The 21,128-nt window shown below is 52.7% G+C and carries 18 protein-coding genes; 3 read left to right on the forward strand and 15 right to left on the reverse strand.

Annotated elements, in window-relative coordinates; genetic code table 11:
* Positions 1 to 193: 193 nt before the first annotated feature.
* The 7 genes from HMPREF1986_RS00790 to HMPREF1986_RS00820 form a co-directional block, all read right to left on the reverse strand.
* On the reverse strand, positions 194 to 601 hold the full coding sequence (locus HMPREF1986_RS00790; protein WP_021772805.1) for an SMI1/KNR4 family protein: 408 nt from the start codon (positions 599 to 601) through the stop codon (positions 194 to 196).
* Positions 598 to 1,536 carry an HNH/ENDO VII family nuclease gene (locus tag HMPREF1986_RS13460; protein WP_242837339.1) on the reverse strand — a complete coding sequence of 313 codons (939 nt, stop codon included), beginning with the start codon at positions 1,534 to 1,536 and terminating at the stop codon, positions 598 to 600. Before HMPREF1986_RS13460 ends, HMPREF1986_RS00790 begins: the two co-directional genes overlap by 4 nt.
* Before the next feature lie 14 nt (positions 1,537 to 1,550).
* Complete coding sequence (locus HMPREF1986_RS00800) at positions 1,551 to 4,796, reverse strand: ATP-binding protein (RefSeq protein WP_021772807.1); 3,246 nt, start codon at positions 4,794 to 4,796, stop codon at positions 1,551 to 1,553.
* 52 nt (positions 4,797 to 4,848) lie between these two features.
* Positions 4,849 to 5,022 carry a hypothetical protein gene (locus HMPREF1986_RS00805; RefSeq protein ID WP_155978743.1) on the reverse strand — a complete coding sequence of 58 codons (174 nt, stop codon included), beginning with the start codon at positions 5,020 to 5,022 and terminating at the stop codon, positions 4,849 to 4,851.
* Positions 5,023 to 5,084: 62 nt separating this feature from the next.
* Positions 5,085 to 5,576: a hypothetical protein gene (locus HMPREF1986_RS00810; RefSeq protein ID WP_036598655.1), complete on the reverse strand. Its 492-nt coding sequence runs from the start codon at positions 5,574 to 5,576 to the stop codon at positions 5,085 to 5,087.
* A gap of 30 nt (positions 5,577 to 5,606) precedes the next feature.
* The gene (locus HMPREF1986_RS00815) at positions 5,607 to 8,285 is read right to left on the reverse strand and encodes a dynamin family protein (RefSeq protein ID WP_021772810.1); all 2,679 of its coding nucleotides are present in this window, start codon (positions 8,283 to 8,285) and stop codon (positions 5,607 to 5,609) included.
* 66 nt (positions 8,286 to 8,351) lie between these two features.
* Complete coding sequence (locus HMPREF1986_RS00820) at positions 8,352 to 10,397, reverse strand: dynamin family protein (RefSeq protein WP_021772811.1); 2,046 nt, start codon at positions 10,395 to 10,397, stop codon at positions 8,352 to 8,354.
* Between the two features lie 313 nt (positions 10,398 to 10,710).
* Between HMPREF1986_RS00820 and HMPREF1986_RS00825 the strand changes: the two genes are divergently transcribed.
* The 3 genes from HMPREF1986_RS00825 to HMPREF1986_RS00840 all read left to right on the forward strand — a co-directional run bounded on the left by HMPREF1986_RS00825 (position 10,711) and on the right by HMPREF1986_RS00840 (position 13,139).
* The gene (locus HMPREF1986_RS00825; RefSeq protein WP_021772813.1) at positions 10,711 to 11,091 is read left to right on the forward strand and encodes a helix-turn-helix domain-containing protein; all 381 of its coding nucleotides are present in this window, start codon (positions 10,711 to 10,713) and stop codon (positions 11,089 to 11,091) included.
* Positions 11,092 to 11,341: 250 nt separating this feature from the next.
* Positions 11,342 to 12,787, forward strand: a complete 1,446-nt coding sequence (locus HMPREF1986_RS12440) for a flavodoxin family protein (protein ID WP_021772814.1) — start codon at positions 11,342 to 11,344, stop codon at positions 12,785 to 12,787.
* A 124-nt stretch (positions 12,788 to 12,911) separates the two neighbouring features.
* Entirely contained in the window at positions 12,912 to 13,139 is a 228-nt protein-coding gene (locus HMPREF1986_RS00840) for a hypothetical protein (protein WP_021772815.1), read from the forward strand.
* Between the two features lie 66 nt (positions 13,140 to 13,205).
* On the opposite strand, the gene HMPREF1986_RS00845 is transcribed toward HMPREF1986_RS00840, so the two are convergent.
* The 8 genes from HMPREF1986_RS00845 to citD all read right to left on the reverse strand — a co-directional run bounded on the left by HMPREF1986_RS00845 (position 13,206) and on the right by citD (position 21,104).
* The gene (locus HMPREF1986_RS00845; RefSeq protein ID WP_021772816.1) at positions 13,206 to 14,324 is read right to left on the reverse strand and encodes an NlpC/P60 family protein; all 1,119 of its coding nucleotides are present in this window, start codon (positions 14,322 to 14,324) and stop codon (positions 13,206 to 13,208) included.
* Positions 14,281 to 14,739 carry a bactofilin family protein gene (locus HMPREF1986_RS00850; RefSeq protein WP_021772817.1) on the reverse strand — a complete coding sequence of 153 codons (459 nt, stop codon included), beginning with the start codon at positions 14,737 to 14,739 and terminating at the stop codon, positions 14,281 to 14,283. The genes HMPREF1986_RS00845 and HMPREF1986_RS00850 overlap by 44 nt, the downstream gene beginning before the upstream one ends.
* A 208-nt stretch (positions 14,740 to 14,947) precedes the next feature.
* Positions 14,948 to 16,168 carry an ABC transporter permease gene (locus HMPREF1986_RS00855; RefSeq protein ID WP_021772818.1) on the reverse strand — a complete coding sequence of 407 codons (1,221 nt, stop codon included), beginning with the start codon at positions 16,166 to 16,168 and terminating at the stop codon, positions 14,948 to 14,950.
* Positions 16,162 to 16,923, reverse strand: coding sequence for an ABC transporter ATP-binding protein (locus HMPREF1986_RS00860; protein WP_009214622.1), 762 nt, complete (start codon positions 16,921 to 16,923; stop codon positions 16,162 to 16,164). The genes HMPREF1986_RS00855 and HMPREF1986_RS00860 overlap by 7 nt, the downstream gene beginning before the upstream one ends.
* 11 nt (positions 16,924 to 16,934) lie before the next feature.
* Positions 16,935 to 18,395, reverse strand: coding sequence for an efflux RND transporter periplasmic adaptor subunit (locus tag HMPREF1986_RS00865; protein ID WP_196794799.1), 1,461 nt, complete (start codon positions 18,393 to 18,395; stop codon positions 16,935 to 16,937).
* Between the two features lie 156 nt (positions 18,396 to 18,551).
* A complete protein-coding gene (gene citF / locus HMPREF1986_RS00870; RefSeq protein ID WP_021772819.1) occupies positions 18,552 to 19,958 on the reverse strand; it encodes a citrate lyase subunit alpha in 1,407 nt (468 codons plus the stop codon).
* Positions 19,951 to 20,829, reverse strand: a complete 879-nt coding sequence (locus HMPREF1986_RS00875) for an HpcH/HpaI aldolase/citrate lyase family protein (RefSeq protein WP_021772820.1) — start codon at positions 20,827 to 20,829, stop codon at positions 19,951 to 19,953. The genes citF and HMPREF1986_RS00875 overlap by 8 nt, the downstream gene beginning before the upstream one ends.
* Complete coding sequence (citD, locus tag HMPREF1986_RS00880; RefSeq protein ID WP_009214618.1) at positions 20,826 to 21,104, reverse strand: citrate lyase acyl carrier protein; 279 nt, start codon at positions 21,102 to 21,104, stop codon at positions 20,826 to 20,828. The genes HMPREF1986_RS00875 and citD overlap by 4 nt, the downstream gene beginning before the upstream one ends.
* Positions 21,105 to 21,128 lie beyond the last annotated feature (24 nt).

The following is a 21,128-nucleotide window of genomic DNA, read 5'->3' on the forward strand; positions in this document are numbered from 1 at the left end:
GAGGGCTGTCGCAACACTCTATTGCGACAGCCCCTTCCCCTTTGCAGGGAATCATAAATCCCGAGAATCCGGAGACTCTTTTCAATGCCCTGTCTGTCATCCTTATGTTTTTCAAAGCCTGAATCCATTCTGATACTCCCTAAAGCCGCGGATTGATTTCATTCGCCTCTCTCCATGAGCTTCCGGTGCGAATTCAGGACCTATTCTCCTTAATGCGGCTCTCAAGATATTCCGAAATAGAATCATAGAGCTTCGTTTTCTTGTCATGCTGAAGCAGATAGACCTCTCCCTTTTCATTGACGATAACCAGCCTGGCATCTATCCCCAGATTCTCCAGGACAAAGAAGCCCTTTGGGAAATCAGGATTTACCTCCTGCTCCTGCTTTGTCGCAGTCACTGTATTAAATACGCCTCCGACATTAAGCCCTGTCCATTCTGTAGCGCCGAAATCCATGCAGCCGTATTTCCTCACATAATCGAGATACTCCTGCGGAAATTTGAGATCCAGCTCCGTCTCCGCCTCCGAAATCTGGCTTTCACTGCAGCCCTGCATCACATTTAAATCAGGGATCTTTGCCATTTTCTCAATGATTTCACTCATGATTGCCCTCCGGCGGTATCCGCCTCTGAGCGGGACTTCCAATGGTTCTGTTTTTCACTGTTCCATTTATTCCCTTCTCCATGAGTCTCCGTCTCTTTATTCTTATCATGAAGAATGGTGTCATTTCCCGCTCCCCTGTGTTCTTCAAAGCTAAGCTCTGCTAAAGGAGCATCCGCGCGCTGTCCCATATGATGCAGTTCAATCGGTTTTCCGTTTTTATCCAAGGGAGCCAGTCCTCTCTTGACCCGTTCGGCATTCGTATTTCCCTTTGCATCCTTCTGATTCCAGTCAATGTCCTTTTTGATCAGGCACGTCTTGCCATTGATCTCTATTTCCATGAGATTGGCCGCCTTGTAGATCTCATATTCCTCCCAGGACCCAATATGATCAATCACCTTGTCGGACCATCCCGTTTCCGCCTTGATCTTCTCCCTTTCCTGATCGCTCAGTCCTTCTTTCTTATTCTCCTTCGAGTCAGAGGAATCCGGCACTTCCGCTTTTTCCGGATTTTCCTTCTCCCTATCCTCCCTCTGCTCCTCTCTTTCTTTATCTGCTTCCTGCTTGCCTTCCTTACCGGATTCCATCGACTTATGCCCGCGGCCGTCAGCTGCATCCCTGATTTTACCAGAATCTACAGCTTTGTCCAGACAGCTGTAGATCGGAGGCCTCGAGTCCTTGTAGTCCTTTGGTTCCAGCTCCCAGTCCGATTTTTTTCTTTCCGCCTTTCCGATCTCCTTCCCTATGTCCCTCCCGATGTCTCCGGATTCTTTCTCCCAGGGGAATTTATGCTTCGGATCCTCTCTCTTTGGAAACTCCGCTCCGCCTTCCTTATCTTCCCACGGAAATTTCCGCTCCTTCCCCTCGGGGAGAGGAAGCGTATCCTTTCCTCCCTCCGGAAGAAACTTCTTTATCCCCTCTTCTACTATTTTTTCCATTCCCGGGATCATGCTCACAGAAGCTTCCCTCCCTCCAAGACAAACTCTCTCCACCTTTCGTAGATCTGCGCATCCTCCGAGCTTCTCTCCGAAAAGTCTGCCATAATGCTGTCGCTCACTGCCATCCGAAGTCCCTCGATATCCTCTACTGCCTCTCTTTGCAGGAAGAAATCCAGGTTCTCCCGAACTTCTTCCATATCATGAGAATTTTCGATGAGCTCATAGCTTTCGCTCTCACCGCGCAGGAGCACCGGCACAAAATGGTTGAGATCTTCTTTCCTCTCCCAGATCGAAAGACTGTGCTTTCTGCGGTACTCCTCCAGAAGTCTATAGAGATAGCGCTTTGTCAGAACGGGATATTCCGTCCCGGCGATTTCTCCCCGGAGGCGCTCGAGATCCGGCTCGAATTCCGACTTCATCCGCCCTTTCAGAAGAAGTCTCATAAGCTCTGTCCTGAACCATCCTCTCTTCTTTTGGTCCCTGTCCGCCTTCGAAGCGTCATAGCGATAGGTATTTTCCTCCCCGGGGAAGCGATCAATTTTGCAGAGCACCGGCTCGATCCAGTTGTTCTGATAGACCACGGCCACACCCTTCGGGAGCTTTGCGAGCTCCCGAAGCTGCTCATCGGACAGTGCCGCGGATTTTCCGGCGTCATTTCTGTCCTTCTCCTCGGGAAGACGCATCAGAATCTTCGTATTGGTATTTCGTATCGCCGAGATGTCCACCATGTTCGGGGACTGATCGACGATGAGGAAACCCTCTCCATAGGTCCGCATCTCCGCGATGGAATTCGAGATGGTCTCCACCGCCTTTCCGGTAATGTTGGAGCTCTCGCTGCTCTGCTCCGTGGAGGTCCTCTTCAGGATATTGTGTGCTTCCTCGAGCACGGTGACATGTCTAAGGGGCGCGTTCATCGAAAGAGCGTGCGAGATCCGGTACTCATTCAGCCGCATCACAAGGATCCCCATAATCAAAGCCTTCGTCTCCGTGGAGCTGACTCTGCTTAGGTCAATAATGACATTCTTATCGAAAAGCTCTTCCTCCGGAATCTCATCACAGCTGAAGATCTGTCCGTTCAGTCCATTGGCGAGAGAGCGGATACGGGTTTCCAGAGCGCCGCGGTAATTGCTCTTTGCCTCCTGATCATAGGCGGAGCTCTCAATCACCTTCTGAAGCTGGAGAAGAAGATCCTCAAAGCACGGGAAAAGTGTTTCGTCAATGCCGTTTCTCGAGCTCACGAGATCCCAGCCGCTGCTCTCGTAGGCGCGGAGCACCGCATCCTTCAGGACGGCCGGCATCGCCGCATACATCGGGAAGCAGACATTAAAGATCTCAACCAGCCGGTCCGCATGCTCCAGCACATGAATTCCCTTTGGGAAGCGGAAGGGATTGATGCGAAGCAGCGGGCTGAGATAGGGATTGGTCCCGTAGACCTGTACGTCCCTCCGATTTCCGAAGACCTGCTTGTACTCTCCCTTTGCCGGCTCTACGACGAGGAAGGGAATTCCCGCACCGCAAAGTCCCTGAAGGATCTGGTAGACGGTATTGGATTTTCCCGCACCGGTAGAGCCGGTGATGAAGCTGTGCATCGAAAGACTTCTCATGTCCAGTTCCACCGGCGTCTTCTCCACCGCTCCCATATGATAAACGGCACCAAGGTGCAGCTGCTCCGCGTCCGTTTCTGCCTGTTCTCTGGTAAACACATTTCTCCCAAAGGAGGCCATCTCGATCACGGGAAGCCCGCTCAGTGATTTCTTTGGAAATCCGATATTGATCGCCATCTCGGAGGATGTCGATAGGATCGCGGGATTCACAAGAATATTCTCTCCACGCCGCATCATCAGGGGGTGAGAGAGCTTTTCGAGATAGGACCTGCACTTCCTCCCCTCCGGGCTCTCCGCTCTCCACTGGTTGATATAGGAGGACTGAAGAGAGGAATCCTCCCCGCGCATCAAAGCATTATAGCCGTTTGCGACCATCGCATTCGTCTCGGGATTAGAGGAAAGGATATAGGCCGCACACTGAAAGGCCCCCAGCGCCTCGCAGCGCTGCAGTCTCTCAATATTCTTTTCTATGACATTCATGAGATCCTTGACTGCTTTATTCTCGCTGTTGAACTGATAGCTCCTCCCTCTTGTGCTCCCTTCGGATTCACCGCTGCTCTTTCCCCTCTGCACGGTATCCGATTGATTACTCGTCCTCGTATACCCTCTGCTCTCCGTCGCATTGAAGTTCGTCGTGTGTGTCTCGGAATGCCCTACGGTATCAGAGCCCATCAGGCCGCCGACAGCGGCCAAAGCGATACCGGCACCAATCAGGACAGGTGCGGCGGGAGGAACTGCAAGCGAAAGCGCCAACGCTCCTCCTACTGCCGCCGCTCCCATTCCGGTAGCAGCGCTTCCCGCCGCTCCAAGCCCCGCCCCCATATTTCTTGTATGACTGTCACTCCAGCCCTTGGACTCACTCCAGCCGTTGCTCCTGGAGTAATTCTGTGTGTCCGCGATGCTGTCCCCGACTGTCTTCGAGAAATTTTCCGTGTTCGTCTTACTGAATGTAAGGGAATCCGAGGAGTTAAAATTCAGAGTCGTGGAGGCAAAGGGCGAGAGCTGGGAATACAGATTTTCATAACCCTGCTTCGCCCTCTCAAGCTCCGGCATATTCACGGGATCCGCCAGAATCAAAAGTCCATAGCTCCTCCCGCGGAGGGAATCCGTCAAATGCTCAATTCCCTGGACGAATTTCTCATAGTCCTTTTGCTCCTTATTGCGAAGGGATGCAAGTCCCGATACAGAAGTGATATAGGATGCTTCCCGGATAAGGCCTAATACCTTTTCGATTTCCCCGATCCGAAGAGACTTCTCCTTTAAACCCGGAAAATTCCCGCGCAGAGTTCCCTCAAACCCCGCGCCCTTTGATGCAGTATCCTCATTTACATTCTTGTTGACGATCCCGAGATAATACTCCGTATGATCTTCGCAGCCCCGGATAAAGGTGAGCACGGAGGCAGAGCTTGCGTGAGCGGCATTCAAAACCGTAATCAGCCTTTCCAGGACATTTTCCTTTTGATCGGAGATCAGCTCCGTGAATTTATAGAGCCTTGTGTAATCCGCGATATTCAGTTCTCTGAGCTCCGGCGGAAGCTCCGCAAGTTCGTACTGCTCCAGCTTGCAAAGATAATTTTTCGTGACGATGGATCTTGCGCTCTCAAGCATCCCCGAGAGCTTGGAAAGCTCCCTCACATCGACAAGCTCTGTCCCCATATTTTTCTCCCTGTATAAAGATCAAATCATGATTCCACTGCCCAAAGGCTTATCATCCACAATGTTCTGACCCGTACTCTATGTCTTTCTTATTACTTTTGTCTTCAAAATTTTTCCGTTTCTCCTCCATTTTTTTCGCTTCAGCTCCCTGGTCCTGAGAATCCAACTCAAATTCATCCTGCAAATTGCTGATTTCCTGCCCCTTCTGTTCCTCTCTTTGACCCAAGGTCAAACTCCTACACTGAGGAGTGCCCGTCTTCTCATCTTCCTTTTCTTTTCCTTTCTCTTTTATCGGAGGAACCTCATGAGAAACGCTATCACCGCTGCGGCCACCAGAGCGATTGCCGCCAGTCCTCGGTAGAGTGCTGACGTTTCGCTCTGACGGCTCCCCGCTTTTGGGTGCAGTTCTTTCCTCGATTTTTCTCTGGCTTTCTTCTCGTCTTCCGCTCTTTTCCGGTCGGATTCTGTATAGAGCGCTCGACCGATCTTTTTCACATCATCGATTCTCTCCTTGGAGAAGTTCTGCTTTAGCATCATCACAGCCCTTGCAAAGTCATCGTCACTGTAGCCCGTCTTTCCGGCGGAGACCAGTTCTCCCTTCAGCGGCTCCATCAGAGAAAGGCCGCTCTCCTTCAGTCTCCTCTCCACATACTCGCACGCAGAGTCAAATTCCGAGTTCGAAAAGCTCCGGTTCACATAGCAGAACTGTCCAAGCGCCTCCCTGAGAGAACTTAGGTCCTTCTCTCTCAGACCTTTTTCAATCATTTCGTTCTTAATCATTTTTTTGCCTCCTATCATCTCAGCTTTTCCTTAAAACTCCAGAATGTGCCGGATCCTTTGGTCCAGGCGGGAGAACCATTCATTTCTCTCCCTCTCCTGCCTCACCCTTTGCCGGAGCCGGTCTGCGTCGGAAGTATCTCTTTCCATCTTGTCCAGAGTCTCTCGGATCGCAGCATTCAATCGATCAATATTCCCTATGAAAGCAGCCTTATAGTTCTCCACCTGTTTATCTCCAAAGCGATAGCTTTCAGAGATTCCCTTCTTGATCTTGAATATAAAGCTTGCCATCGTACTTGTGATCAATGTCTTTACTTTCACATATTTTCCATCATTGACCATTTCTGTATAGGAAATTTCATCCGGTTCCCAGAATTTCAAGAAGCCCAGAAATCCGCTCTTTTCCGGATTTTTCTTCCACCGGATCTCCTCATGGCAGCGCTCTTCCGCATTCTCAGCTACAACAGCTTCCGCATTCTCAAAGTCCACCTTGGGAAGAGCGGAGAGTTTTCGAAAGTCAAAGTCATCGATGTGGATCTCCTTGAAGATCTTCGTCACAAGCTCTTGATAATCCTTCATCATCTCTCTACAATAGCTGAATACCTTGTCCTCAATATCCTTTCTGATTCTACTCCTGCAGTCCTCCTGTATTTTCAGCAGCTCAGACTGCAGCTTTCGCAGCTTCCTCTCTGCCTCTTCAGACTCACAGTCTTTAACGTTGGAATACTCCTTCGTCAGTTTTTCACACTCCGTCTCAACATGTAGAATAGTATCCTCCTCCTTTGGCATTTTCGATTCTTCCGCGATCCGTTTTGACGGCGGGATCAGCTCTCTGATCTTTTTCTTAGAGTCTTCATAGAGCTTTCGGCTTGCCTGATATTTCTGCTTCCCACGTGCGATCTGTTCCTTCGCCTTCTCAAGCGCACTCTGATCCTCCGCCACCTTAGCTTCAAATCTCGCCTTCATATTGAGCTCATCCAGGCGGAGAATGATATCCTTTACGGCGTCATGGATCTTGAACGGATACGCGTATTTTTCGATATACTCTGCGATTACGGCCTCCACGACGGGGACTCCTGTGTGAACCAGTGCCTCCCCGACGCGATCTCCCTTCTCGTGACAGCGCGAAAGCTCCTTTTTAAGCTTCCCGCTCACCGTAGGAGTGAGAACCGCATTTCTTTCAAAATGCAGCTCTTCAACCTCTACATAATCCTCCACAGCGCGGAGATCCTGCCGCTCGGATCTTGAAAGTTCAAGCCCTTGAGCATTCTTCCGGATGAGAAGTGCAAGACGCGCGCTGCTTGGAATCAGAATCGGGTTTTCGATACCAAAACCCTGCAGATAGCTCCGGACGTTTTTTAGGACTTTTTCGACGGTTTCTCCCTTCTCCTCATCGAGCTGATCACACTTATTGATCACAAAGAGAAAACGGTCTCTTGCCTCCTTTCCTCTCCGCTTCATCTCCTGCGCGATATCCGTCAGAAGCTGCTTATCGTCGTTGGTGCTGAGCTGCGTCGCGTTCATTACATAGAGGACGACTGTATTTCCCTGATGGATCACATCCTGCGTCAGTTTTTCATGATTCTCATCCCGGGAATTGTTCGGTCCCGGCGTGTCGCGAAGGCAGAGCCGGATCTTGTCACTGGGTACGGACGGAATGTTCCCTTCGATAGAAATCCTTCTGACTCTCTGATCGGAATTATACTGCACCATTTTTTCCGGATTCACGGCGCTCCTCGAAAAGATCTGATTCCCCTCTGCATCGTAGCATTCCGCCTCGTAACCATTCATCTTATCATTGTCCAAAATCTCTGCGATCGTTGCCGTACAGGCCTCATTCTTGGACGGGAGGAGATCCGTATGGAGAATCGAATTGATCAGGGTGGACTTCCCACTGCTCATCGTGGCGATCACGCTGACCTCAAAAATTCCGTTTTTTGCCCTCCGGTAATTATCAAACACCGTCCTCTGATAGGAATCACTTTTTCCAAATTCCGGCAGGTTTTTCGCCTCAAGCTCCGCCATGATCTGGTCGAGCTCCGTTAAGATGCCGCCTTCATCCTTGCAGTTCTCGAACTCCGGATAAAATTTGACATCGCCCTGATACTGCTCAAGAGCATAAACGATATCCTGAAAGTCGATCCTTCTCCCTCGGAAGAAAAGCCGAACCTCATCGTCATTGCAATACTTGGCAATCTCCAGAATCAATCCTTCCCAGTTCTCCGAAGGCGAAAGCACTGCCTGAATCCGCTCTCCGTTTCTTGCCTCCAGAGAACTGGACTCCGATACGGCTTTTCCATTTTTCTTAAACACAGTTTTTTGCAAATACGGATTGTACGATATATAAAACTCTGTCATACGTTCTCTCCCTCCCCGTACTCTTTCTGAATACATCGGAGTAACATCAGCCTCATCCTCACAGATCTCAAGATCCGGATAAAATTTGACATCGCCCCGATACTGCGTAATCGCATCGACGATATCCTGGAACATAGTCTTTTTCCCCCGGAAGAAAAGTCGGATCTCATCATCATTGCAATACTCGGCAATCTCCGGAATCAATCCTCTCCAGTTTCCCGAAGGCGAAAGCAAAGCCTGCATTCGCTCTCCACATTTTGCTGTCAGAGAAACCGTATCCGGTACGACTTTTCCGTTTTTCTCAAACACAAACTTATGCAAATATGGATTATACGATATATAAAATTCCGTCATACTCGCTCTTCCCCCTCATTTCCCTTATAGGCGCGCCGCCGAACTCCCGGCAGATTTTTCCACTCCCTAGGATTTCCTCATTTGCAAACGGAGCACAGTTTCCAGGACATAGGCTCCCGTATGGGCCATAATCTCTACCCGCAAATCCTTCACTCTCCTATACAGCGAGAGATCCGACTCCATCCTCTCCCTCACGGCTTTGTCGATGAGTGCATATTTTTCGCATTCCAGATTTTTATCATGGCATTCCATCGCGATTTCCTGCACTTTTTCGAACTCTTTCGAGCCGACGCTCCAAAGACGTGAACTCATGGCTGAGCTTACCGGCACCAGGATCGGATGCTCTATCTGAAGCTGTTGGGAGAAGGCTCTGCATATTTCTCCCATTTTTTTAAAAAGTGTGCTTCCTTCTGCCCCCAGTTTTTCGCAGTAATCCAGGACAAAGATACAGCGCTCCAACCCCTCCTTTCCCCACTCTTTTCTCCTCCTTAGGAGAAGCTCCAGCTGCCAATCCCCATCCCTGTCCGAAAAGGAAGAGAGATCAATCACATAGAGAGGAACATGAACGTACAAATCCGGGTCTGTGCATCGAAACTCCTTCTTCTCATCCACCAGGAACTCCCAGAGTTTTGGGAGCGAGTCAGCTTGGCTCTGCTTCACCAATGCATCACACGATCGAATCCTCCAGTATAGATTAAGCTCTTCCGGCTCAGGAAAATACCCTCGTATTCTGCAATAGCCATGAGTTTTGATATAATTTCCCAAAATGGTCCTGTCCAGCTCTCTGCAGTGATCTTTGTATTGACCTTTGTGATCAATGTCTATGTCAATGAGTTTATAATTCCCATCTAGCCCCGGATCACCCTGCAGCTCCAGATGGGGAAGCTCCTCTGCAATCCCCAGAAGCGAAGAGGAAGAGGAGAAAGTACCGGGAGATCGACACACAGTACGCCATGCATCCTCCGGAATCAGACTGTCCCGGAGCAGCATATTTATGATTGCCGCATGGTATTTCCTGGGGCCGAAAATCCCGATCGTCCGCATTTTCGCCGTCCACAATGGCATAAAGAGATGAAACAAATCCTCCCGCTCCTTCTCCCTCTCTTCGGCCTCCCTTCTTTGCTCCCCGGGCAGCTTTATGCGAAAGCTTTCCCTTTCCTCACTCTGAATCTGGGCATTTTGAATATAGCGCTCTATCGCGGTGATCCCGGTATTCTCAATGGCGGCATTGAGCTCCGAAATACGATACTCCTTTCCCTTTACCTGGAGCCTCCGGAAAAATTCAGCGTTTTGTCTTCCCATTTTATAGGAAGACAAACGAAGATCCTTCGTGCCGAAGTTCTCATAGTATCCTAAGAAGTCTCTGTACTCCGCCCGACTCAGTTCCTCCTCCCGGAGAGCCTTTCGAAAGAGGGAAGCTGCCCGCGCGGAAATCGGGATAAGCTCTGGATCCGGAAAGCCTCTCTGAATCAGATAAGACCTGACCTCAGGGATAAAGTCCTCTATCGGCTCCTTCTCCGGATCAAGCTCATCGACCTTATTGATTACGAAAAGCACCCGGAGAGCTTCCCCTGTTTGCTTCAACCTATTCTGAAGGATCTTAAGCAGTCTCGTATCATCCCGTACTCCGAACTGCGTCGCATTGATCAGATAGAGAACCAGGCCGCCGTTCAGCGCCTGAAGCGCATCCTCCGTGATCCGTTCGTGCCTCTCATCCAGCGCATTATTCATCCCGGGGGTATCGATTAAAAGCAAGATTTTCCCCGTATTGATGACTTCACGGATCTGCGCTCCGATAAATATTTTTTCTGTATCCTCCCGTTCATTCAGCTCGTCCAGCTTTTCTCTGAGATTTCCTTCTATCCGGCGGACCCTCTGCTTATCGTCTACTGAGATGGCATAGGGATGTTCATTTTCATCCTCATCCAAAATGGCGTAGACCTTAGCCGTGCAGGCCTCATTTCGATTGGGGAGAATCTCCCGATCCGCGATGGCGTTGATCAGGGTGCTCTTCCCGCTTGACATCGTAGACATCACGAGGACCGGAAAAATTCTGTTTTCATCAAGAGTCATCCCGGATGGAAAGAAATCCTTGTTGATCAGAGAATCCATGTTATTTTTACCTCATTATTTGATCCCCCATGGATGATGGATACAACGCCGCTCAGCCCCAGCTTCTGCCCGCTTCTCCATACCCCTTTTTTGATTGCAAAAGGTTTTTATGGACTCCTTTCGAACTCCGGAACGCTAGCTTCAGCCGGCTTTTTCATGGAAAATTTCTCCTTTCTTTCTAATTCTTAAGTATATCGTAATACCGATTTATTATATCGCAATTATGGAGCTATTGTCCATAAGAATCTCCCAATAAAATACAAGATATCGTTTAACACTATCGTGATACCGCAATAGCTTCCGGGAGGCCGCCGTGAACCCTGATCTGAATTCCGAGAATTTCGACATTCTCTCCCGCATCACGGAGCTTAGAAAGCTCCGGGGGCTTAGCGTCTATAAGCTCGCAAAGCTGAGCGGAATTCCCCAGTCCACGATTGCCACCTGGTATCAGAAAAACCTCTATCCTCCTCTCGACAAGGTGGAGAGAATCTGCCGGGTGATGGGCATTTCCCTCTCCGATTTCTTCCGAGTCTCAGAGGAAGAAGGAAAAGAGGAGGAAGCGCTTCTCCTGGAACACTGGAGAAGACTGGATGAGGAGGAGCGCTCCGCTCTTCTCCTTCTCATCCGACATCTCAAAGGCAGGGAGAGTGCGAGATCTGCCGCCGAGACCGCCATTCCGGGAAAAGAAGAGTGAAGAGCCCTCGTATTTCATATCTTTCTGCGAGTATAGAACTTGATGTGGACAGACTCTGTCCATATGCTTCCTAAAAGAAAAATTTCCTTCTGATCCATTTACCCTGACAGCGCAGACAGCTATAATAATCTCAAGCTGAGGGGCCCGCCCTCACGTTTTCACTGCCGACTGCGCGGAATCGGAATCGTTTTGGGATATCCGGGCCTCTTTATTGCATTTTGTCGCTTTTTAGAGATCGGAGGGAAAGATTTTGAAGCTCCTGATTCATGACCTGCCCGGAAAGAACCGGGAAATGATGGAAAATCCGAGGGGAGAGCAGGGAAAGGATTCCCTTCCCGAAAGCTTTTATGAACTTGATCTTTCTAAGTTTGATTTTTCCAAGGCTGCTATTCCGGAAGCCGATGTGTCTGCGTTTCTGCGTGCCGCAGAGATAGGGCCGAAAACGGAGAAAGCATCCTGCCGGGATAAAGCGGATAGAGAGCACTGGACGGTCCTTTCCGATACAGGAAGTATCCGCCCCTGCACCGGCTGCTTTTGCTGCTGGCTTAAGACGCCGGGGCGCTGCGTCATCCGGGACGGCTTTGAGCATATGGGGGCGCTGCTCTCTGAGGCGGATGAGCTCCTTATCATAAGCCGCTGCTCCTTCGGCGGCTTCAGCCCCTTCGTGAAGAATGTTATGGACCGAAGCATCGGCTATCTCCTCCCCTATTTCCGGATAATCCAGGGCGAGATGCACCACAGGATAAGACCGAAGCGCGCTCCTCTCCCGCTCCGCATCCTCTTTTATGGGGAGGATATCACGGAGGAGGAAAAGGCAGAGGCAGAGAGCTATGTGAAGTCCGTGTGCATCAATTTAGAGGCAGAGCTCAGAGAGCTTCGCTTCTATGAATCCTCTAAGGTCCGGGCGGGGGAGAAAGCGACAGAACCCGCAGAGCCTTTGGCGGAGCCGATCCCGCGGGATTTATCCGGGCCAAAATCCCCTGAAGGCTTCGTCCCTCTGAACGGAAAGCCACGGGCAGGCGATCCGGCATTTGACGGAACAAGATCCGGAAGGCTTGTCCTTTTAAACGGGAGCCTCCGCGGAAAACGCTCGAATACCCTGGCTTTTCTCGAGACTATCCGGGAGAATACGGGAAAGGAGACAGAGCTTTACTCTCTGTCTCAATATATGGGGAAGCAGGAGGAGCTTCTGTCTCTCCTTAGGGGGGCGGATACTCTCATTCTAGGGATGCCCCTCTACGTGGACGGGATCCCCTCTGCCATGCTCCGCCTGATGGAGGCGCTGCAAGCCTCCCGGCAGGATCCCGGGCGAAGGATCTATGTCGTTTCGAATATGGGATTTTATGAGAGCAGACAGCTCAGAAATCTTCTTCGTATGGTGCAGATCTGGTCAGAGAAATGCTCCTATACCTACTGCGGCGGGCTCGCGATCGGCGCGGGGGAGATGCTTGGAACCCTGGTCCGGAGGATTCCGCTTAGCTCCGGTCCGATGAAGCATGCGGGGAAAGCCCTCCTCCTTCTTTCAGAGAGAATACGGGAAGGGAAGGCGCTGGAAAAGGATCTCTACATTGGCCCGGCATTCTTCCCGAGGTTTCTCTATATCCTGGCGGCCCACATAAACTTCCGGGGAGAAGGGAAGAAAAACGGGCTTTCCGCGAGGGATCTGCTTGCTGGGGCAAGTACCGCAAATGACTAGCCCCAGAAGCACATTTTGATCTTGATATTTCTTTTTTTTTGATATAGAATTTGGGTTTGAATGATTGAATTATCCTTTCATTCATGTTGCGTTATGTCTTCAAATTATAAAAGGAGGAAAAACTATGGAAGAAAAAGCAACAATATCCAGGCGCGAATTAGTAGAAAAGATCGCAAATCTTTACGGAAAGAGAGAATCTCAAAAAAATGTAGCAACTAAGGCAAAAATAAGTGTGAGAGATGTCGGGAAAATAACGCGAGCCCTTGGCTATAGTCATGGTGTCCATGCTCCAGTCAGAAACGCTCTGATTTTTCTAAAGGACTTTTCCTTCCTCGAAAAATATGGCGTTTGATAATCTCATAATTTAAATTAAAATTTGCGGGCAAAACCTTTTCAGGTTTCGCCCGTTTTTTATCACCTATTCCCCGATCATATTTTTGATGCGGACGGGATTTCGGTAGTTCCAGCTTGAGATTCGGATTCCATTCCTCGAATTGGAGGCGTGGATGACCTTTCCGTCTCCGATGTACATCGCGACATGGTCCACATGGCCAGAGCTTCCGTAGAAGAGAAGGTCACCCGGCCTTATGTTCGAGACGGAGACCTCGGAGCCCTGCCGGGACTGCTCCGCGGCGGTGCGGTTCAGATAGACGCCCCCCGCGTGCCCGAGCACATATCTCGTAAATCCCGAGCAGTCCACCCCGGTGTGGGGATCATTTGCTCCCCAGCGGTATTTCCCTCCGAGAAACTGCATCGCGTAGGCGACGATGGAGGCTCTTCTCTCTCGCGCCTGCTCCGCCTTCTGCGCCGCCTGGAACTCCCGGGAGGAGACGACGCCCTCATACTGGCTGTAATTCGTCGCGGACTGGAGGAGAAGCTGCTTCTGCCGGTAGAGCTCCTCCGCGAGAAGCTCTGTCTCGGCCTGGCGCGGCGGGCGATAGCTCACAAAGGATGTAAGCTTCAGCCTCGGGCGGTCACTGAGGATAAGCTCCGAGCCGTCTTCCGAAAGCCCCTCTGCGCTGTAATACTCTGCGGCCTCCTCCGCAGCCCCGGAGGATTCTCCGGAAGATCCTGCGGCATCGGAAGACGCGGGACTCTGTCCTTCCGCTTCTCCCTCTCCCTGCATGCCGAGCTTCTCCCGGAGCGCGCTGTCCCTTTGCTGGATATCCTGAACATTACTCTTAAGGTCGTTCGAGATATCCTGGAGTGTCTGCATCTCCTTATCCTGCTGCACGGTGTAGGCCTTTAAGCTCTGGTTTTCCGAGATGATTTTGTTCTGCTCCTCCCGGAGGGCGGAAATCTCGCTCTCCAGAGCCGCCTTCTGCCTCGCCACCGGCTTTAAGAGGGCGGCGGAGATCAGTCCGTAGCCCGTGAGGCCGATGAGAAAGAGGAAAAGCGCCGCGCAGGTTCTCAGGAAGAGGCGGGGGAGACGGATCTGAACCGGCTTCTTTTCTATGTTTGAGAGAAGCAGAAGGGTAAATCCGTTTCCCTTCTTACTTTGCTTCTGCGACCCTCTGCTGTAGCTTGCTTTCCCCATTCTTCATCAGCTCCTTCTGCCCTGCGGTCGGCTGCTGGTTCTCCGCTCCCTTCAGGAGCGCGGCCATGGTGCACTTTCCCGCAAAGGACGCGCCCTCCGCGATGACGAGGGACTTCGTCGTGATATCCCCGATGATCTTTCCGTTTTCCGTGATCTCCAGGCGGTCCTTTACATAGACATTGCCGTGAACGGTCCCGGCGATCAGCATGTTCTCGCTTCGGACATCGCCCTCCACGTAGCCTCCCTCTCCGATGATGAGGTAGCCGTCCGAAATCGCTTCTCCTTTAATCCTGCCGTCGATCCTGGTCGTATCCTTTGTGTGCAGGGTTCCCTCCACATTGGTATGCTCCCCGATGATCGTGTCGATCTTGTCGTTCCAGGACGCAGTTTCTGCCTTTCGGCTGTTGTTGAACATATCAGCTCCTTTGCAATCTGGGTAAAGAGCCTTCCGATAGACTCCCGGCTCTCTGGGAGGGATTCTAACAGGAATCTTTATTTTTTTCAAGAATTCTCTGACTTTCCTGCGAAAAAACCGAAGAAAGTGAAGAAATCGCAAAAAATCCCCTCAAAAAGAGCGGCATAGTCTGCCGCTCTGAAGCTCCTTCGCTCTTTTTCGAAATTTTTTATTCGTAGCGGAGCGCGACGATCGGGTCCTCGTTTGCCGCGCGGTTTGCGGGATAGAGCCCGAAGAATACACCGACCACGGCAGAGAAGGCCACCGCGATGACGATAATGATCGGCTTTATCACCACCTGCAGGTGGAAGATCGCACCTCCCAGAGAGACCAGGCCGATGGCGAGCAGGACGCCGATCAGGCCTCCTAATGCGGACAGGAGCGCTGATTCCGTAAGGAACTGTATGAGGATGTCCTTCGTGCTCGCGCCGAGCGCCTTTCGGATTCCGATCTCCCTCGTCCTCTCCGTGACGGAGACCAGCATGATGTTCATGATGCCGATGCCGCCGACCAGGAGGGAGATCGCCGCGATGCCGCCGACTGCGGCGGAGATTCCGGCCATGACGCTGTCCACCTGCCCCATCTGCGTCTTCAGGGAAATAATCTGCCAGTCCTCGGGATTTCGATTCTTCGTCCGGCTGAAATAGCCCTTGATCTCTGTATTGAGCTGGTCCATCTCCGACTTATTCATCCCGAGCCGCCCGAAATAGCGGAGCATCGAGAGCTCGTCCCCTTCCTTCGCAAGGATCGTCCAGGGGATGATGACCTCCCCGATGCTGTCGTTCGTCTGCGTGAGTACCTTCTGGATCGCGCTCTCATCTCTATGGTAGACGCCGATCACCTGGAAGGTGCGGTTCTCTCCGCCGACTTCGGCGCGGAAGGTCTTTCCCACCGCGTTTTCCGTCCCGAAGAAAAGACGCGCTGTGCTGTCCTTGAGCATTGCCACATTCCGGGTCTCCTGGACGTCCTTTTTACTCAGGTATCGCCCGGAGAGCATGTTCACCGGCTGCACGGTTTCGTAGTTATAGTCCACTCCAGAGAGGTCTGCCTTCTGCTTCTTCCTCCCGATCTTCACATCCACTCTGGACTGCGAGCCGGCATCGATATAGGCGAGCCGATCCCCGAAGATCTGCTTCAGCTTGTCGATATCATCCAGGCTGAAGGAGTCGCTGCTTCTGACTTCATCCACCGTATAGCTCAGCATGATAACGGCCTGTGTCTCTCCGACATTTTTATAGATGTCGGAGAAGACCTTCCGCATGGTGTCCCCCAGGGAGACGATGGAGATCACAGAGCCGATGCCGATGATGATGCCGAGCATCGTGAGAATGGAGCGAAGCTTATTGGCGCGGAGAGAATTGATCGCCATCTTCATGTTTTCAATCAGCACCGGTCTACTCCCTTCTGATGATACATCCCCTCAAAGATACTCAAGTCCCGCACCGGAGTGGGATTCGGATTATCCCGGTCCGAGATGAGGCGCCCGTCGGAAAAGCGGAGCATCCTGTCCGTATAGGCTGCGATATTTTCCTCGTGTGTGACGACGACGACCGTCGCCCCGGCCTTATGGAGGGCGGAGAACATCTCCATGATTTCCACAGAGCTTGCGGTGTCCAGATTGCCGGTGGGCTCATCCGCGAGGATCAGGGGGGGCTCATTGGTGAGCGCCCGCGCGATCGCGACTCTCTGCCTCTGCCCTCCGGACATCTCATTGGGCTGGTGGTGGATTCTCCCGCCAAGCCCCACCTTTTCGAGGAGCATCTCGGCCCTCTCCGCCCTCTCTTTGGGAGAGTTTTTATGGGCGTAGATCATGGGAATCTCTACATTTTTCAGAGCACTCATCCTGCTGATCAGGTTGAAGCTCTGGAAGACGAAGCCGATCTTCTGGTTCCGCACCTTGTTCAGCTCATCCGACGGCATGGAAGCGACGTCCACGCCGTCCAGGTAGTAGTTTCCGAGCGTCGGGCGATCCAGACAGCCGAGGATATTCATAAGGGTCGACTTTCCGGAACCGGACTGCCCCATGATGGCGACGAACTCCCCGCGGAAGATCTTTAGATTGATCTTATAGAGTCCCAGCACCTTGATCAATCCGGTGTCGTAGATTTTCACCAGGTCCTTTAATTCAATCAATACATCCTTCATGCGTCGCGCCTCTATTCTGCAGCGCTCTCGCTGCCAGTTCCTGCCGCCGCGCCGGAGGAGCCTCCCGCACCGGAGGAGGCGGAGCTTTCCGCATTGGAAGCGGCGGATGCCGCAGCTCCTCCGGAGGAGGGGAGATCCGTGACGGAGGCCTCGCGGACCGGCATTCCATCTGTGATGTTGCTGTCCGGTGTCGTGATGTAGTGGCTTCCCTCCGCGAAATACGGGTCATCCGCATTTTTCGGGCTGACCGCAACGGAGATATCGCTCTCGACTCCGGTATTGACCGGACTGAAATGGACAATTCCGTCTTTCACGAAGGCGATCGCGCTGCCTCCGTCATCCTGGGAGATGAGAGCGGAGATCGGGACGACATAGCTGTCCTTCGCCTCCTCCAAAAGGATATCGGCCTTCGCGGTGATGCCGGAGATCAGGCCCGAGGCGGCACCGTCGATCCGGATCTTCGTGGGGATCACTCTCTCCGTGCCGCCCTCCGACTTGAGCTCTCCCGAGGGGGAGATGGATACGACCTCTCCCTCCGCCGTCTTGTCCCCCATGATATCCGCGCGGATCGTCGCCTTCTGTCCGACACTGATCTTTCCGATCGTGTACTCGGAGACTCCGATCTCAAGCTCCAGCGTGTCCAGATTCTCTATCGTAAAGAGGGAGCGCTTCTGATTCTCCTGGCTGTCTGCAAACTGTCCGACCTTGGTATTGACTCTCGTCACGGTGCCGGAAATCGGGGAGGTCAATGTGGTATCATTGATCTTGTCCTTCGCCTTCTCCAGCTCCTTCTCCGCATTCTGGATCTGAATGTCGTAGGAATCCCCTACGCTGACCTTTCCTCCCTTTACGGTAAAGGCCTGCATCGCCGCGGAGGCGTCCTTCAGGGCGGACTGCGCCTGCTCGAAATCAGCCTGGGAGATATCTCCTCCCTGGTAGAGCTCGGCCTTTCTGTTGTAATCCGCCTGCGCGCTCTGGAGAGCCTGCGCCGCCTTGGCATAGGAGGACTGCGCGTTCTTCAGCGCCTCCTCCCGGTTCGCCTTCGCAAGCTCCACCTGATTCTCCGCGAGGGCGAGAGCCTGCTCCACATCATGGGGATTCAGCTTCGCGAGGGCCTGGCCCTTCTCGACCTTATCCCCCTCCTTGACATAGAGCTCCGTGACCTGCGCGTGCAGTCCGGAGGTCACATCGGCGGAGTCCGTCCCGGAGACCGGTCCGGAGAGGGTCAGGACATTCCGCACATCCCCCTTTTTCAGTTCATCCGTGACGACAGGGAAGCCTCCCTTATTCGCCCCTCCGAGGATTCTCATCACAAAGAAGACCAGTGCCAGGATAATGAGGGGGATCAGGATCCACCTCTTCTTGAAGCGTCTTTTCTTCTTCGGAAGCTCTTTCGAGGAATCCATCAGCTTCTGGATCTCGCCGTCCAGCTTCTCCTCTTTTCCCTTCGACTCGCTCTTATTCTCTGCCACCTGCTTCTCCTTTCCTGCAAGCATCCCGGCAGATTCCCCGCCATGATGCTGAAAATGCGGACTATTTTTTCGTGAAGTAATCATAACAGATATTTGTGTTCATCATATGAATTTATTCCGGATGTTTTTTAAAATTTTATTACGGCCCGAAAGCGATTATTCCACGGCGTAAATCACGTCCTGGACCTTTTTGTCCCGGCCAAGAACCCGGGCCACCACTTGATCAGACCGGCGGGCATAGGGCCTTGCAGGCCCGTTGATGGCCACCGCCTTGTGCCGAAGCGCATGAATATCCGAAAGAGGAAGACCGGCCTGCTCCAGGGCAATCTTCAGGTCGGGCCGGGAGGGATTCACGGCGATTCCGTATTGAGTGACCAGCATATCTATAGAAGAACCGGGTGTGGATACCGTCAGTACCTTGTCTACAACGATGGACATTCTGGTGCGGCTTAAAGGAGCAGCAATGATCGTGAGCTTCGCCTCCGCTGCCACATCCGTGTGGCCGCCGGAGCCGCCGATGATACAACCATTGGAATCCGTGTGTACATTGACATTGAAATCCGTGTCGATCTGCGCAGCGCCCAGCACTACCGCGTCCAGGCTGGAAGCGGCAGTGCTTTTGGCATCGGGACTCGCGTACTGAGCGGCGCTGATCTCCCTATGACTGGGGTTTTCCCGAATAGACTGCACTGCGCGAAGATCAAAGCACTGAACATCCTGAATAGCCTGGAAACAGCCGCTTTCCAGCATGTCCACCATGCAGCCGGTAATACCGCCCAGGGCATAGCTGCCATGAATCTTCCGGCAAAGCATGATGCGTTTAACATAGTCAGCCACCGCCAAAGAGGCACCGCCGGCGCCGGTCTGAAAGGAGAAGCCGTCCCGCAGCAGGCCGGAGGCGTCGATGGCCTGAGCGCTCAAATCAGCAATTCTCAGGGCAATGGGATCTCTGGGCATACGGGTCGTTCCGGATACAATTCCTCCAGGGTCGCCGATGGCATTCACCCGCACCACATAATCCACGTAGTCCTCGGTAATGGAGGCATCCGTCAACGGATAGGGGACCAGGTTATCTGTAATGAGCACTACCTTCTTCGCCTTTACGGCGTCGGCAAAGGCATAACCCAGAGAGCCGCAGGCGGAGGGCCCGTATTTCCCGGAGCAATTGCCCATAGGATCAGCGGTGGGCGCAGCAATAAAAGCTACATCAATGCGGCTTCGGCCGCTTAAGATATCAGCGGGACGGGTGCCGTGAGAACGAAAAAGCACGGGCCTTGCCAGCGCCCTCCGGCTGATGGCAGAGCCCAGCACGGAGGACATGTAGTCCGTTTCCAGCCCGGTGACCACACCGCTTTGAATCTGGCCGATCAAAGGCTCGTGGCAGTCGAACAGGGCGCTGGCATTTACTGTCAGGTCGCGAAGACCCATTCGGGCTGCCTCCTGCAGCACCATGTTCAGCACATAGTCACCGTTTCGCAGATGATGATGGAAGGAAATCGTCATGCCGTCCCGCAGACCGGACAGCTCTATGGCCCGGCGCAGCGTATCACAGAGCTTACGCAAAATAATTCACCCCCTCAATTTCCGATGCAGCTTCCAGCACCAGTCGGGCCCGCTGTACGATTGGTGCATCGATCATTTTCCCTCGCAGGGCAATGACACCCTTACCCAGACGTTTAGCTCTGTCGACAGCGGTGAACACGTCCCGGGCGTAAGCAATCTCCTCCTCCGAGGGAGAAAAAATCCGGTTGACGGCGGAGACATGAGCGGGACTGATGCAGGCCTTTCCGGAAAAGCCCAGCCCCTTGGCAAAGGTGGCATCCTTTTCCAGCCCCTCCAGATCCTGCACATCGGTAAAGGGCGTATCATAGGCCTCAATCCCGGCGGCGCGGGCGGCACAGACCACCCGGCCCCGGGCATAAAGGATCTCGGAGCCCTCCTTGCTGCGCTTACAGCGCAGGTCTGCTGTAAGATCCTCAGCCCCCAAAAAAAGCCCCATCATACGCGGGCTGGCCCCGGCCGCCGCAAAGGCGTTTTCCACGCCCAGCGCGGTCTCAAGCAGAGCCAGAATCTTTGTATGTCCCGTCTCTATCCCCATTGCCGTCTCCAGCTCTGTCAGCTTTTCATCCAGACGGCGGATATCGGCATCGCCGCTGACCTTGGGCGGCATAATGAGCTCGGGCGTCAGAGGCAGAATCGCCCGCAGGTCCTCTTCCCAGTAAGGTGTATCCAGTCCGTTGATTCGAACAATGCGCTCGCATTTCCCGAAATCCAGTGCGCCCAGAGCGTTTTTCAGCAGCTCCCGGGCGGCATCCTTTTCGTCTGGAGATACCGCGTCCTCCAAGTCAAAAATTATGCTGTCGGCTCCCAGAAGACCTCCATTGCCAATCATATTGGGATTATTGGACGGCAAAAAAAGCATCGAGCGTCTCATGATGTATGTTCCTCCCCGCAGGCACGCCGCACGGCGGTGCTAAGACGGGCACGGATGGTACAGTCCAGTGCGCCGTGGTCTACTGCCTCGACCCGTACATTTTCCACGCCAAGCTCCCGCAGGACCTGGCGGATAGTCTCCCTGATGGAATCCCCATAATAGGCCTCCACGGTGGAGGTCAGGCTGATCCTGGTGCCTCCCGCCCCGGGCAGTACCGTCACCATAATGTCACTCGACTCCAATGTGCCGGCAACAGCTCCATGTTTTAATTCCATAAAGAATCTCCTTCAAATCATTTT

This window comes from Oribacterium sp. oral taxon 078 str. F0263 (assembly GCF_000469565.1).
In the GTDB taxonomy this organism is placed as follows: Bacteria; Bacillota; Clostridia; order Lachnospirales; family Lachnospiraceae; genus Oribacterium.

Bases quoted from the DNA above. Each gene is read 5' to 3' on its own strand.
- HMPREF1986_RS00845 (WP_021772816.1), bottom strand. From the start codon at position 14,324: ATGGGGAAAGCAAGCTACAGCAGAGGGTCGCAGAAGCAAAGTAAGAAG.
- HMPREF1986_RS00800 (WP_021772807.1), bottom strand. From the start codon at position 4,796: ATGGGGACAGAGCTTGTCGATGTGAGGGAGCTTTCCAAGCTCTCGGGG.
- HMPREF1986_RS00810 (WP_036598655.1), bottom strand. From the start codon at position 5,576: ATGATTAAGAACGAAATGATTGAAAAAGGTCTGAGAGAGAAGGACCTA.
- HMPREF1986_RS13460 (WP_242837339.1), bottom strand. From the start codon at position 1,536: ATGGAAAAAATAGTAGAAGAGGGGATAAAGAAGTTTCTTCCGGAGGGA.
- HMPREF1986_RS00850 (WP_021772817.1), bottom strand. From the start codon at position 14,739: ATGTTCAACAACAGCCGAAAGGCAGAAACTGCGTCCTGGAACGACAAG.
- HMPREF1986_RS00840 (WP_021772815.1), top strand. From the start codon at position 12,912: ATGGAAGAAAAAGCAACAATATCCAGGCGCGAATTAGTAGAAAAGATC.
- HMPREF1986_RS00875 (WP_021772820.1), bottom strand. From the start codon at position 20,829: ATGAGACGCTCGATGCTTTTTTTGCCGTCCAATAATCCCAATATGATT.
- citD (WP_009214618.1), bottom strand. From the start codon at position 21,104: ATGGAATTAAAACATGGAGCTGTTGCCGGCACATTGGAGTCGAGTGAC.
- HMPREF1986_RS00815 (WP_021772810.1), bottom strand. From the start codon at position 8,285: ATGACGGAATTTTATATATCGTATAATCCATATTTGCATAAGTTTGTG.
- HMPREF1986_RS00820 (WP_021772811.1), bottom strand. From the start codon at position 10,397: ATGGATTCTCTGATCAACAAGGATTTCTTTCCATCCGGGATGACTCTT.
- HMPREF1986_RS00790 (WP_021772805.1), bottom strand. From the start codon at position 601: ATGAGTGAAATCATTGAGAAAATGGCAAAGATCCCTGATTTAAATGTG.
- HMPREF1986_RS00860 (WP_009214622.1), bottom strand. From the start codon at position 16,923: ATGAAGGATGTATTGATTGAATTAAAGGACCTGGTGAAAATCTACGAC.